Raw genomic sequence first — 14206 nt, forward strand, 5'->3', positions numbered from 1 at the left:
CTGAAACAAACAGAAAAACCCTGCAAATAATATGATTTGCAGGGTTTTTTTTACAGACTAAATCGAATTTGATCAGACGTGAAGAATCATCATTTAAGTTTCGCTGCTAAGAGAAGCAGATGACCGCGTTCTTCATCAATACATTCCTCAACAAACTGCTGCTCCGACTCAGGAACCATTTTTTTAAGCTCATTATAAAGCAGAATGGTATCCTTTTCAAAGCGCATAGCAATTCTTATCGCATCTTCAAAACTAAAATCACCAGACTTAAACGCAGCAGTATAATCAAAATTGAAGACATCATGCGAGTCAATCAAAGCCATTACATACTGAGTATATTCTTCAAAGTCGCTTCCAGGAGGAATTTCAATGTGTCCTAACCTATCTCGCATCCCTCTGAAAAAGAGCTCATGTCGGGATTCTTCCTCAGCAAAAAAATCAAAAAACTCTTTTGCTGCAGGATCTTCAGCTTCATCAGCCGCAAGCAGATAAAACGCCTGTCCTTTCTGCTCAATGCGCATAGCCAGTTCAACAACTTCACTGGCAGTAAAAAAAGCTACCATTTCAACCCCTTATGGAATTAAATTTATTTAAATCATATCATACTAGACGCGTTTTTAATAAGCACTACTATAACACCCTATGTATATGATTAATTAATATGAAGCACCCTTGCGAAAAGCGCAACCCAAAACAACAAACCATGTTTACTTTTTTGATAGACAGGCTACAAAAAAGATAAAACTTATTTTCTTATAAGTTAAAGTTCAGGTATAGTCAGTCAGAAATGGATAGCCTTTTATAATTGTATTTTCTATAAAAACAGAACTAATCTAAGTCAGATCAGCATACGCTTAATAATATTGAATGCGCAACGTGGAGGTTTTTATGACTGAGGACACTACCAACGATCCTACACTACAGCTCTTTGTTGAACAATCTCTCGAAAAACTTGATCAGATTGAAACAGAACTTATCAAACTGGAAAAAACCAACTCTCCCGCAGGCTCCTCTGTTGCCCACATTTACGCCATAACTCTCTCTTTAAAAGAAAGTGCAGCACTGCTTGAACTTAGCAATATAAGCCTCATTGCAAGTAAGATCGGATCTGTTCTTGACCGTATTTTCAAAAACGAAATACCCTTCACCACTGAATTACTTAACATCATTATTGATATATTCGACAAACTTAATGAACTGGTCAGCAATGCAACGCTTAGTTCCGACTATGACGTCCGATTCATAACAATTCCGTTGGAAGAAGCTGTAAAAACTGCAATCGCTACAGCATCAGGATCAACAACAGCAACAACAAAAAACCCCACACCTGTCGCAAAAGAAGCCCTTGATGTTGAAGCGGATGAAATAGAAACATCCTACGTAGCTCCACCGAGTCACGCTAAATCAACACACATTTCAGCCGGTGATTTCAGAAAAAAATTCGGTATAAAAAAAGAAATTGATCTTTCAACCCATGCCAACCCGCTAGGAGTCTCAAAGGCTGTTTCAAATACAATCGTGAGTATGGCTAATAATTGCTGCGCTTTTGATAATGATATGTCTGACAACCTTAAATTCGGACTGGCAAAACGACATGATCTATCCGAGGATCAAATCATTGTCGCGAACGGAGCCGTTGAAATCCTCGACCTGACTCTTCGTCTATCGATCACTCCGGGCATTGACCATGTGCTCAGCTATGAGTTCGGTCTACCTGAGTATAGCAGAGTAGCAGCCCTTTGCGGAGTAGAACTGCTTCGCCTGCCGAGATCCCGCAACTTTTCACCACCGCTTGACCAGCTCGTTAATACTGCAAACGAAAACACTGCCGCAGTAATCATAACGAATCCCGATATGCCTTCCGGCTACGGACTTCCAGCAGAAGAACTGGCAACCATGGCCACTCTTCTTCCTAAACGTACATTGCTTATAATTGACGAAAGAGCCGTTGAATTTGCTTGGCCTGAAGACGACTATTCCATGTTGCAATTCCTTGATAAAATACCAAATCTTGTTATTCTACGCAGCTTTTCGTGGTCTTTCGGCATGCAAGGAGTGAGACTAGGTTACGCATTGATGAATGCAAAACGCGCCCAGCACCTTGAAGATTCAAGACTTCCGCAACCTATAAGCCCACTGAACCTTGGAGCAGGTATTGCTGCTCTCAACCATAATGAATTTTACTATTCAACCATAGCTTTGATAATAAGAGGTAGAGAACGCATACAAAACGGACTGAAAGAACTGGGATGCTCTGTCTACCATAGTCAAAGCAACTTTGTAATGTTCAGCGGACCGATTCCGGCAAAATCACTGCATGACAAAATGCTGGATCATGGTTTCAAACTTAAGCTTCTAGACGAATTCGGTCTTAATGATCTTCTTACTGTTTCAATCGGTAATAACTCCCGCAATCGTATGTTCCTTGCGGCAATGCAAAACATCCTATCTGAATAAAGGAGACTCTAAATGAACAGAACAATCCTCATTATAGGAATATTAACTTTACTATCCGGGTGTTCCGTCCATGTTCCCACAGTGCCCGAAATAAATTCATACTGTAGTTCTTTCTCTACTGAATCGAACTGCGACATGCAGGGAAATCTTTGCGAAAAGTACTCAGAAGTACTTCTAAAGCCATACTCTTCCGCAGCAGAATGCAGAAAAAGTTGTGAGAATGTTCAAATGAAATCGGCAAATCAGATGGGCCTCCAGAACTGCCTCCCGATATTTGATGCCGTCGGTGGCAAATGCACTGAGTACTGTGACGGAAATTATGAATAGACACGTGCAATAAAAGACTCCCTTGAACTCAACGGCTTGCAAGTAACAGCACACTGTCGTAACAATGACTTTATTTTTACGGCAGCTTCTCGCAATGAACGGACAAAAATTTGTCACTCTTAGCGCACGCTAAAAACATCACACTCAAAGGGATAGTCGCACCATGCTGAAACGGTTAACAGTAGGCCAAAAAATATTCAGTAGTTTTATTATTGTAGCCATCTTGTTCGGAGTCGTAAGCCTGGAATCGCTCATGGCCCTGAACAATTCATCCGAAGGATTCACCACCTATCGAGATTTTGCACGGGAATCTAATTTGATAGGCCAAATCCAGGTCAACCTGCTTGAAGGTGAAACTTATGTTAAAGATTACATCATAACAGGCGATGATAGATATAAAGTAAAACATGATGCAAGCATGAAAAAAATGCTTCAGTTGATCGCTACCGCAGAAAAAAGTTTTTTAAATAAAGAAAGACTCTCTTTGGTTGCCGAAGTCCGACATAGAATTAATTTATATGAAAAAAGCTTCTCTGAAGTTGCAAAGACGCAGGCACTTCGCACAACCTTAGCGAATGATGTTTTGATCTCTAAAGGGGATCTTATGGAACAAACCTTTGAACAAATCATCGACAGTCTGGGTAAATCAGAAAAACAATCACAAGCTCTCTACTGGTGTGCTAAAGGAGTCAGACATCTGGTTCTCGGTCGACTTTACACCGCTAAATTCATAGATGACAGCGACAACGAAAAGATAAAAAGAGCTCTTGAAGAAATGAACAAGCTGGATCTCGTAACAACCAAACTTGCACAGATTTTAAAAAATAATGACCGCGAGCAACTGGACAAAATAATTCAGGCAAGAACTGACTATGTTCAAACATTAATGAAGTTTACAACTATTACCGAAAAAAGAAACGACTTGATCAGTTCAGAAATTGATGTTCTGGGGCCCCAAATGACACAGGCGATCAAACAAGCCAAGAATTCCGTAGTTGCGGATCAAAATGAGCTGGGACCAAAACTTCAAGCCCGCAACAATCGCGCAATTACGAATGTATACATCTTTGGATTATGTGCAATTATTCTGGGTGGCATCGCAGCCATCATAATCGGAAGAAACATAACTCTACCTCTCAAAAAAGTTGTTGAAGCTGCGTATAGAATTGCTGATGGAAACATGCCGGAAGGACTTGAAGAAACCGACAGAAAAGATGAATTAGGTTCACTGGCAATTGCTTTTAATAAAATGACTACTTCACTGAATGTAATGGCGAGCGCAATGGAAAGAGTTGCCGATTCAGACTTAACAGTAAAAGTAGAGCCTCGATCAGAAAATGACACTATCGGAAAAGCTCTTGCCCGCATGGTAGAGAATTTAAAAGACGATAACAAAAAAATTCACGATACGGTCAGCATTTTATCTTCCTCCCTCAGCCAGATTTCAGCTGCTTCAGCAGAGCTGACAGCAAGCGCCGCCGAAACAGCAAGCGCTGTAACTGAAACAAACGCCACGGTTGAAGAAGTTAAACAAACAGCGCACCTGTCAAATGAGAAATCCAGACAGGTCGCAGAAGTCGCCCGCAAGGCCGTCCGAACTTCTCAGCAGGGACAAAAAGCGTCTGAAGATGCGGCATCAGGAATGATGAACATAAAGCTTCAAATGGATACAATTGCCACAAGTATCGTCAAACTTGCTGAACAGTCCCAGCACATCGGGGACATTATTTATGTAGTTAACGACCTTGCAGACCAGTCAAATATTCTCGCGGTAAATGCTTCTATTGAGGCATCTAAAGCCGGAGAAGAGGGAAGAGGTTTCACAATCGTTGCCCGGGAAATCAGAAACCTCTCTGATCAATCAAAGCAGTCCGTAGCTCAAATTCAGTCCATACTTGCCGACATTCAGAAGGCGACCAGTTCTGCCGTAATGATTACCGAAGAAGGCGGAAAAGCTGTTGAGTCCGGAGCAACTCTGTCCTCTCAGACGGGTGAATCCATCCTTAGTCTCAGCACGGTTATCAATCAGTCTGCTCAGTCATCTGCGCAGATTGCCGCATCCAGTCAGGAACAGTTAGCAGGACTTGATCAAGTCGCAGTAGCCCTCGGCAGTATTAAGCAGGCTGGTGAGCAAAACCTCGAAAGCTCCAGACAATTAGAAATTGCCGTAAAGGATCTTGATATACAGGCAAAATCACTACAAACCATGATGGATCGCTACAAACATTAATTAATTGATCAGACAATCGACAAAATCCGCAAATTGTAAAGTCCGGCAGGCGTTAGCCTGTCGGACTTTTTTTACGTAGTTCAATAGATTTATCTCTTTTTTCAGCAGTTTTAACCCCTTTTTTTTACAATATCGAAAGATAAAGCGCTTATTTTCATCAATAGGTAAATCCTCTAAGAATAACCACCTAAAAGACAGACATCACCAACAGTCCACTTCCACACTAATACTCTGTATTAACAAGTGCTTAAACAACTTCACACTGCTTATTTAGACATTCAGAACAGTCACTGCACGTATATTTAGAATAAAACAAGCCCACTTTTCTACCATCATAAAAGACTGTAATAATAGAAAATAAATATAAATGTCACTTTTTTTTCAAAAATGTCTTTTTAAAAACATATATTTACGATAATTTTCAGCATTCAGTGATGATTTTAGTGTTTTTATACAAATTTCAGGAGGAAAGAATGAGTAAAATGATTTTAAGAACTGTTATGGCTGTCATGGTGATGTCCCTTGCGTTCGTCATGCTGACAGGTTGTTCTAAAGAAGAAGAGAAAATTAAAATCGGCTTTAACATCCCCCTTACAGGAGATATTCCTAAAGTTGGTGAAGCTTCAAAAAATGCGGCTGAAATGCTCAAGGAAGATATCAACAGTCAGGGTGGCCTTGAAGTCGGCGGCAAAAAAATTCCTCTCGAATTTTATTATGAAGACAACGAATCCAAAGCCGAATCAGCTGTTAACGTGGCTCTGAAGCTTATCGAACAGAACGGAGTTGTTGCAATCATAGGTCCTAACTCCTCCAAACAGGCTGTTCCTGCCGGCGGAACCTGTAATGACAACCGCACTCCTATGGTTTCTCCATGGTCCACCAACCCTGACACCACCAAAAACCGCCCTTGGGTTTTCCGCGCAGCATTCCTTGATCCTTTCCAGGGTCCAGTTGCTGTAAACTTCGCAGCTAAGCAGTTCAAAGCAAAAACAGCTGCGGTTCTTTTTGATATTTCCAACGACTATTCAAAAGGTCTTGCTGAAATCTTCAAAGATATATGGGAAAAGAAAAATGGTGCGGACTCCGTTGTTGCTTTTGTATCTCACGGTACAAAAGATCAGGACTTCTCAGCTCAGCTGACCAAAATCATCAACTCCAACCCTGACTTCATCTTTGTTCCAGACAACTACAATCAGGTCGCTCTGATCATCAAACAGGCTCACGATCTAGGTTGGACCGGTCCTTTCATGGGGTCTGACGCATGGGGTTCATCTGAACTCATGACTCTTTGCGGCAAAGACTGCATAGGCCAGTTCTTCTCCACTCACTACGCCGCAGCAGGCGCAAAGGGTGCGACTAAAGAATTCATCGATCGCTACAGTGCAAAATTCGGTGAAACTCCTGATGACGTAGCAGCTCTCACATGGGACGCAACTCGTCTCGTCCTTCAAGCAATTCAGGATGCTGGTTCCTTCAACTCTGACGTTAAAGCAGAACGCAAAGCTATCCGCGATGCTCTCAGCAGCGTAAAAGAATTCGCAGGAATCACAGGCTCCATGAAGTTCGACGAACAGGGTGATCCTATCAAATGTGCGGTTGTTGTTCGCATCGATGAAAACGGTCAGTTCGTATTCGCTGAATCCGTCTGCCCATAAAGTTAAGCCTTAAAAGTCAAACGGCAGAAGAAAATAATCTTCTGTCGTTTGATTTTTTTCAGAATATTCCTCGACGAACCATGCCATTTCAGTATAAGTACAGTTTCGCAACTAATGCTCCCGTTTGAAGCTCCTGCTTAATACGGTGTGTTTTTAATCAAAAAGTTCACCGACCGAGCTTTTAAATAAGAAGAGGAATGACCGACTGTGGATATCCTCATCCAGAACCTGCTTAATGCGTTGCAATGGGGAAGTTTTTACGCCCTGATTGCTCTCGGATACACACTTGTTTACGGTGTCCTGCTCCTCATCAACTTTGCCCACGGTGACGTTTTCATGGTGGGAGCGTACGTAGCATTTTTCGTAGCAACTTTTTTTCTGGGAATTGTCGACCTCAGCCCAGGGCTAACTCTAGCTTTAACTGTACCGCTGACCATGCTTTTAACAGCTGGTGTCGGTGTTACACTTGAGCGTGTTGCCTATCGCCCCCTTCGCAGAAAAGGGGCACATAGACTATATGTGGTAATCACCGCTTTGATGTGTGGTCTGATGCTTGAGAACAGCAACCTCGCTCTACTTGGAGCAAGCCGCAAAAAATTCCCTGAACTATTGGACAAGGTGATTTACACTTGGGGCAATGTTTCTGTCACTAACCTAAAACTTATCGTAATTTTAACCGCTATCGCAGTATTTATCCTTCTTGAGTTCATTGTTACCCGCACCAAAATCGGGATGGCAATGCGCGGAATTTCATATGATAAGTTCGCAATCCCGCTCATGGGTATTCCCATCGATAACGTAATCGTTTTCACCTTTGTTCTTGGATCAGGAATGGCAGGTTTGGCAGGGCTTCTATTTGCCATGTCTTATCCAATTCTCGAACCGTACATGGGTGCTCTTATCGGTTGGAAAGCATTTATTGCTGCCGTGGTCGGAGGAATCGGAGACATTCGCGGAGCGTTTTTGGGGGGATTCTTACTTGGATTTATCGAAGTAGGTGTTGTAGCTATTTTCCCTTCCACTTACAGAGACCTTTTCGCATTCTCAATTCTACTGATGATTCTCTGGATAAAACCAACGGGAATCTTCGGTGTTGCCAAGACAACCAAGATTTAGAGTATTGGAATAGAAATAATGCAAAAGTACAGTTTCAATTTCGGAATATGGGGAATGGCCCTCATCATAATTGCTCTTTCCCAATTCGGAGCACTGGACCTTTATATTCAGTCGGTGATTATGTTCATCGGTATCAATATAATACTGTCCTCCAGTCTTAACGTGGTTAACGGATACATGGGAGAATTCTCCTGTGGGCATGCTGGATTCATGTGTGTAGGCGCATACGTTTCCTCCATCCTCAGTGTTATATTCTTTTCCCAGAATGCAATCTTCGGAGCACCTATTCTGCCTCCGGAATTTGCTATTATCGGTTTCCCGATCGTTGTAATCATTTCAGGACTCGTAGCTGGAGTTACAGGCCTGATTGTTGCGATTCCATCGTTTAAGACACGCGGTGACTACCTCGCTATCATTACAATTGCGGCTAACTACATGGTTATTTCCGCAATCGAAAATGTTGATGTAATCGGTGGTTCTCGCGGGTTCATGGGGATGAAACGGGTAGTCAATGCAATGACTGACGTTATAGATCTTCCATGGATGATGATCTGGGTTATACTGGGAACTTACATGAGTATCTGGATGATTCGCAGATTTGTTTCTTCAACCTACGGAAAAGGCATTATGGCTGTATCCCAGGATGAAGTTGCAGCTGAAATCATGAGTGTTAATACCAACAAGATGAAAATGGCAGCATTCATGCTTTCATCCGGTCTTGCCGGTATAGCAGGCGCTCTTTTTGCTCATGTTCTTGGATACGTTAACCCGCAATCTTTCAATATTATGAAATCTACTGAGTGTCTGGTTATGGTATATCTCGGCGGAATGGGATCCCTCGGCGGATCTGTTCTTTCTGCGATTCTCTTTACCGTAATGCTTGAACTGCTAAGGTTCATCATTCCGGCAATCGATACCGGCCTGCACATTATAAATGTTCTTCCAGACTCATACCACTTAAGTCAGGTATGGAAGTGGGTATTAATCCCGCTGACTCTGATTCTGCTCATGCAGTTCAGGCCGGAAGGACTTATGGGTAACAAAGAACTGCCCAAGCTGTTCCCGGGGCTGAAAAAATTCTACAAATTTAAGTAGATAATATCATACACCCCGCGAAACGGAGATTATATGTCACTTTTAAGCATAGATGGACTCACACAAAGATTCGGAGGGCTGCAAGCCGTATCCGATTTTAATATCGAGCTTGAAGAAGGTTCACTGACCAGCCTTATCGGTCCTAACGGTGCAGGCAAAACGACCATTTTCAACCTTATCTCAGGATTTTATCAGCCGACTGAAGGCGTTATCACCTTCAAAGGAACACCGACGAGCAAGATGAAGCCTCATCAGGTAACATCACTTGGCGTTGCCCGTACATTTCAGAATATCCGCCTCTGGCACGATATGACTGTAATGGATAACATCCGCATCGCTCAGCATTACCGTATGGGTTATGGAATCCTCGATGCCATTATGCGGACCAAAAATTACTACCTCAGAGAAAAAGAAATCGAGAGGATTTCAACCGAACTTCTCGAATTTATGGATCTTAGAGAATATGCAGAAGAACTCCCGACCAACCTCCCCTACGGACTGCAACGCAGGGTTGAGATTGCACGGGCAATGTCCATTCAGCCTTCACTGCTGCTTCTTGATGAACCGGCGGCGGGACTAAACTCCTCCGACGTTGATGGACTGATCACGCTCATCAAATGGATTCACGACGAATTCGACATTACAATTCTGATGATTGAACATCAGATGAAAGTTGTTATGTCCCTCTGTTCATGGATTAAATGTATTGATTTCGGTACAACCATTGACGAAGGAACCCCCGAACACATTCAGTCCAGCTCGACTGTAATTAAAGCATATCTGGGAGATGATTCAATTTGAATACTCTACTTGAAGTCAAAGATCTCCGCGTTAAATACGGTAACATTGAGGCGCTTCACGGCATCTCTTTTAATGTTAACGAAGGTGAAATTGTTACTCTTATCGGCGCTAACGGTGCGGGTAAGACAACCACACTGCTATCAGTAAGCCGCCTTCCACCGCCGGAAGCGCCAAAAGTAATCAGTGGTGAAATTTCATGGAAAGGGAAATCCATACTGGATGTTCCTCCTCATAATATCATCTCAGACCTGCATATAGCTCTGGTTCCCGAGGGACGGCATATTTTCGGCAACCTGACAGTTGAAGAAAATCTTAAGCTCGCGACATATGCACGCAAGGACTCCGCAAAAGACATTTCCGGAGATTACGACAGAGTTTTTGCCCTGTTTCCACGCCTTGCTGAACGCAGAAAACAGCGCAGTGAATCTCTTTCCGGCGGCGAACAGCAAATGCTGGCAGTCGGCCGGGCCTTGATGTCTAAATGTACGTTCATCATGCTCGACGAACCTTCAATGGGCCTTGCTCCGCTTCTTATGTACGATATGTTCCGCACCCTTAAGATGCTCAATCAGGAAGGGCTTACCATCTTGCTCATTGAGCAAAACGCTCACCTTGCGCTTAAATTTGCGCACAGAGGATATGTTCTCGATACAGGTGAAATTGTCGCTCAAGGCAGTTCCGCAGAGCTGATGGAAAATCCTGAAGTGAAAAAAGCCTACTTAGGCGGCTAAACCAAACCATTTATAAAAGTAAAAGGGTCAGAGATAATCTCCGACCCTTTTTTTATTTCTTGCGTCCGCCAACTTTGACTAATTCTCCGGGCGGTCCAAGTTGAATATCATAAATTATCGCAGCCCCTCTGATAAGCAACGTTCCTAAAAATCCGACAGCCATCGCGATTTCCGGAAGCACAGATAACTTTACAAGTCCTACATTTATAAAAGCTCCTGCCAAAGCAGCCACGGCGTAAAGTTCCCCACATAGAATCATAGGCCGTGTGTCGGTCAGAACATCACGGATAACACCACCACCGGTTGCGGTCATTACGCCCATAAAGACGGCTACTTCCCACGGCACACCCCATTGCATGGCAACACTGCTTCCAGTAACAGTGAACGCGCTAAGGCCTAGAGCATCAAACCATGTGGTAGCGTTATACCTGTTTGAAATACGGAATACCCAGAAATAGGTACAGAGTGCTGCGGTAATGCAAAGTAACAACTCCAGAGAATCCCTTGTCCACCAAACAGGACGGCCGAGCAAAAGATCACGAAGTGTACCTCCGCCTAGTCCTGTAACGACTCCGACAAGTACATAACCGACAATGTCCATCTTACGTTTCCCTGCGGCAAGCGCTCCACTGACAGAAAAAACGACATCACCGAAATACATAAAGCCGTGGATCACGCTTTGAATCATTTCTCCGTTGACAACTGACATTAAAATTCCTTTTAAAATATAATTATCCAGAAAAAATCATTCTGAAATGCTTACTTTAAATCGCAACTAAAATCTTTTCAGTAACAAAAACGAACGGACCGGATATTAATTACCGGACAGATTGTAAAGCTATATATTCAATCATATTACATTAAATTAAATATGCAGCAATAAACAGAGATTACTCCATTACGAATTGTACAAATACAATACTTGCCTGTACGGCTCTCAACTGCTAAAAAGGCCACCTCCTTAACGGGATAAAATCTACATAAATCGAGATAAAATATGACTTCATCAAGAGCATCCACAGCATACCTTACAGTTTCATGTAAGGACAGACCGGGCATTGTTGCCGCTGTTTCCGGCTTCCTTTTCTCTAAAAATGCAAACATAATCCACTCCGATCAACATTCAAGTGACCCCGTGGGCGGACGCTTTTTCTTAAGAATGCAATTCCACATGAAGGGATTGGACGGATGTTTTGAAGAGTTTAAAGAAGAATTTTCCGCTACTGTCGCCCAGAAATTTGATATGGACTGGACCCTTACTCCTGCATGGATTAAGAAAAAAACAGCCATTCTAGTTTCAAAATTTGACCACGCGATGATGGATCTCCTTTGGCGTGCAAAACGCGGAGAGCTATTCACAGATATCACAATGGTGATAAGCAATCACCCGGATCTACGCGAAGCAGTTGAATCCTTCGGGGTTACTTTCCACCATGTCCCTGTCGATAAAAACAAAAAAGAAGAGTCTGAAAATAAAATCCTAGAGCTTCTTGATGGCAAAGTGGACTTGATTATCCTCGCCCGCTATATGCAGATTCTGACTTCCAAGCTGATTGAATCTTATCCCGGTAGAATAATTAATATTCACCATTCCTTTCTACCTGCGTTTGTCGGAGCTGATCCGTATCGCCGCGCCGGTGAAAGAGGTGTTAAACTGATCGGAGCCACCGCTCATTACGTGACCGAAGAACTTGATCAAGGCCCGATTATTGAACAGGATGTTATCCGCGTTTCACACAGGCACGATATTGAAGAATTAAAAATTCTGGGTCGCGATATTGAACGGCAGGTTCTAAGCCGCGCTGTAAAATGGCACCTGTCTGAAAGAGTTCTTATAGATGGAAATAAAACGGTTGTGTTCATTTAGATATATCAGCAATTATTCAACACAAGCCTGCTACTTTTCATAATCATAAAAAAAACTCTCCTTGCGATTCAATCACAAGGAGAGTTTTTTATTTATTAACTATGACGGTAGTAACTTAGTTTATTGACCTACCGGAGCTTTCAGCTTTTTAAGAATCTGCTCTTCTGACTGAGCTCCGATTCCGAACCTTATAAGAAGTTCATTCAGCTTTCCGCGTATATCTTTAGTGACTTTAGCTATAGCCTGAAGACTAATAAGTACCAAAATTTCCGTTTTAAAATCACCTTTTTCATATAACTTGAGAATGGCAGTAATCAGATCTCTGTCAAGAGCCAGCAATTGCATTTCGCCAAGCAGCTCTTTAGCATTTTTCTGCTTAAATATAAGCCAGTTTTCATTGTTGGAATCCCGCAGCCAGAGTCTGGATTTTCTAATCTTAGTCATACCAATAGCATCAAGATCCGCAATATCTTTAGCGCAGGCTCTCCGACGCTTCAGAACTCTAAAGAGAAGTTTACTTTCTTCTCCTCTTATTTTCTTTTTAATCAATGCAGAAAATTTCATTTCCGTCAGGTAAAAGAAAAGACGATCCAAAGATTCCACTTCAAACTTACGCAGAAAGCCCTCGATAATTTTCTCATCCTGGGCTGTAAAATTTCTTAACGCTATAAAAAAATCTCTAACAACAATATCAAGAGTCATACTGACTCCAATAGCGCATGCACCTATTTGATCTTGAGAAAATTGAACTTTACGAGCTAATTCTTCCTCTTTTTCATTATGATCCTCGCCGTTCAATCCTTCCTGTATCTGCCCCATAGCTTCTTTAACTTCATTACTGAATTGAGTGGTGGCAGGATCAATACATACTATACGGGCAATATGCTCAATGTTTTCATTGGTCATCCCTTCGCTCCGAATAAAAACACCCCCTTCCAGAAGAGACCTATACGTCATCTTTAACACTTCAACAGATTCAGGGTCTGAGGAAACCTGTTCAAATGAATTTTGAATTCTGGTTTTATCAATCCCTGGAGCTTTCGAAGCAAATCGACCGGTAACATCATCAAAAAGAAACCTGAGAATAAGATAACTTTTATCACGTGTCAGCGTATATTTATCATTAGCAATCATATCAACCAGAGAGGAATCAACCTCCTGAGTTATGAATTGCGTAATCAATTCCTGCCAGAATTCAGTACCCATCTCAAACTGTTCAAGCAATGCATTATATCGTTTGAGAGCAGGCTCTCCGAAATGCCTGAGAGTCACTTCCTCAAAATTATCAGAAACCAGACAGGAGGCATAAACAACGCCCTGCACGGTCTTTATCAGTAATGTTTCAGCATTAATTATTTTAGACAGGATTAAATCGAGAGAATTCTGGTCTTTGCCGCCTTTCAGCTTACCGTAACGACCAAGCATAAGAATAAATTCGCTTAGAGTTTTCTTAACAAACTCATGGGAGGGTAAATCAAGCGATCTATGACATAACAAAGCTATAATTCCGCTCTGCTGTTTTTCAAGAAGCGGGAATTCGTTGATACGATTATTATTAAATTTGATAAACTCCAGGAAGACTTCTCTTTCAAGAACTTCTCTTAAAGTACTGCGTTCTTTAAGCTTTCCAAGTATTTTCAGATAAAATTCTATCCGTTTATCTTTATCTGGCACCTGAGAATTATCCTGATTAGCACCGCTCATGAATTCTCCATTACTTATTTCAACTTATTTGCATGAAAATGTCTCAAAATCAGCACATTAGTCAAGAGATTTACCCTTTATCAACTCTTCACAAGTGCTAAATGCAATAATATTAGCAAAAAACCACCCCGCTGATATTATATCAGTCCTGAATTCAACTCGCAAGTGCAACTCTAATGAACTTTGCATAAAGGATAAGCTGCGTTAACTTTACAGCTTCTCC

At 42.0% G+C, this 14206-nt stretch carries 12 protein-coding genes; 9 read left to right on the forward strand and 3 right to left on the reverse strand.

Going from position 1 to position 14206, the window contains the following annotated elements; genetic code table 11:
- Positions 1–89: 89 nt before the first annotated feature.
- Entirely contained in the window at positions 90–563 is a 474-nt protein-coding gene (locus JEY82_RS14535) for a ferritin family protein (protein WP_304086814.1), read from the reverse strand.
- Positions 564–888: 325 nt separating this feature from the next.
- Here JEY82_RS14535 and JEY82_RS14540 point away from each other — a divergent pair, with 325 nt between their 5' ends.
- The 8 genes from JEY82_RS14540 to JEY82_RS14575 all read left to right on the forward strand — a co-directional run bounded on the left by JEY82_RS14540 (position 889) and on the right by JEY82_RS14575 (position 10412).
- Complete coding sequence (locus tag JEY82_RS14540) at positions 889–2457, forward strand: aminotransferase class I/II-fold pyridoxal phosphate-dependent enzyme (RefSeq protein ID WP_304086817.1); 1569 nt, start codon at positions 889–891, stop codon at positions 2455–2457.
- Between the two features lie 12 nt (positions 2458–2469).
- Entirely contained in the window at positions 2470–2784 is a 315-nt protein-coding gene (locus JEY82_RS14545) for a lipoprotein (RefSeq protein WP_304086819.1), read from the forward strand.
- A gap of 163 nt (positions 2785–2947) precedes the next feature.
- Positions 2948–5014, forward strand: a complete 2067-nt coding sequence (locus JEY82_RS14550; RefSeq protein WP_304086822.1) for a methyl-accepting chemotaxis protein — start codon at positions 2948–2950, stop codon at positions 5012–5014.
- 473 nt (positions 5015–5487) lie between these two features.
- Positions 5488–6669, forward strand: coding sequence for an ABC transporter substrate-binding protein (locus JEY82_RS14555; RefSeq protein ID WP_304086825.1), 1182 nt, complete (start codon positions 5488–5490; stop codon positions 6667–6669).
- Between the two features lie 207 nt (positions 6670–6876).
- Entirely contained in the window at positions 6877–7785 is a 909-nt protein-coding gene (locus JEY82_RS14560; protein ID WP_304086828.1) for a branched-chain amino acid ABC transporter permease, read from the forward strand.
- 18 nt (positions 7786–7803) lie between these two features.
- Entirely contained in the window at positions 7804–8880 is a 1077-nt protein-coding gene (locus JEY82_RS14565) for a branched-chain amino acid ABC transporter permease (protein WP_092159911.1), read from the forward strand.
- Positions 8881–8913: 33 nt separating this feature from the next.
- On the forward strand, positions 8914–9681 hold the full coding sequence (locus JEY82_RS14570) for an ABC transporter ATP-binding protein (RefSeq protein ID WP_304086834.1): 768 nt from the start codon (positions 8914–8916) through the stop codon (positions 9679–9681).
- Positions 9678–10412 carry an ABC transporter ATP-binding protein gene (locus tag JEY82_RS14575; protein WP_304086837.1) on the forward strand — a complete coding sequence of 245 codons (735 nt, stop codon included), beginning with the start codon at positions 9678–9680 and terminating at the stop codon, positions 10410–10412. The genes JEY82_RS14570 and JEY82_RS14575 overlap by 4 nt, the downstream gene beginning before the upstream one ends.
- A 52-nt stretch (positions 10413–10464) precedes the next feature.
- Here JEY82_RS14575 and JEY82_RS14580 read toward each other — a convergent pair whose 3' ends face one another.
- Positions 10465–11121: a trimeric intracellular cation channel family protein gene (locus JEY82_RS14580; RefSeq protein WP_092159916.1), complete on the reverse strand. Its 657-nt coding sequence runs from the start codon at positions 11119–11121 to the stop codon at positions 10465–10467.
- A 288-nt stretch (positions 11122–11409) separates the two neighbouring features.
- On the opposite strand from JEY82_RS14580, the gene purU reads away from it, so the two are divergent.
- On the forward strand, positions 11410–12279 hold the full coding sequence (gene purU, locus JEY82_RS14585; RefSeq protein WP_304086841.1) for a formyltetrahydrofolate deformylase: 870 nt from the start codon (positions 11410–11412) through the stop codon (positions 12277–12279).
- A gap of 120 nt (positions 12280–12399) precedes the next feature.
- On the opposite strand, the gene JEY82_RS14590 is transcribed toward purU, so the two are convergent.
- A complete protein-coding gene (locus JEY82_RS14590; protein WP_304086843.1) occupies positions 12400–13983 on the reverse strand; it encodes a hypothetical protein in 1584 nt (527 codons plus the stop codon).
- Positions 13984–14206: the final 223 nt, after the last annotated feature.

It is taken from the genome of Maridesulfovibrio ferrireducens (assembly GCF_016342405.1).
Lineage (GTDB): Bacteria > Desulfobacterota > Desulfovibrionia > Desulfovibrionales > Desulfovibrionaceae > Maridesulfovibrio > Maridesulfovibrio ferrireducens_A.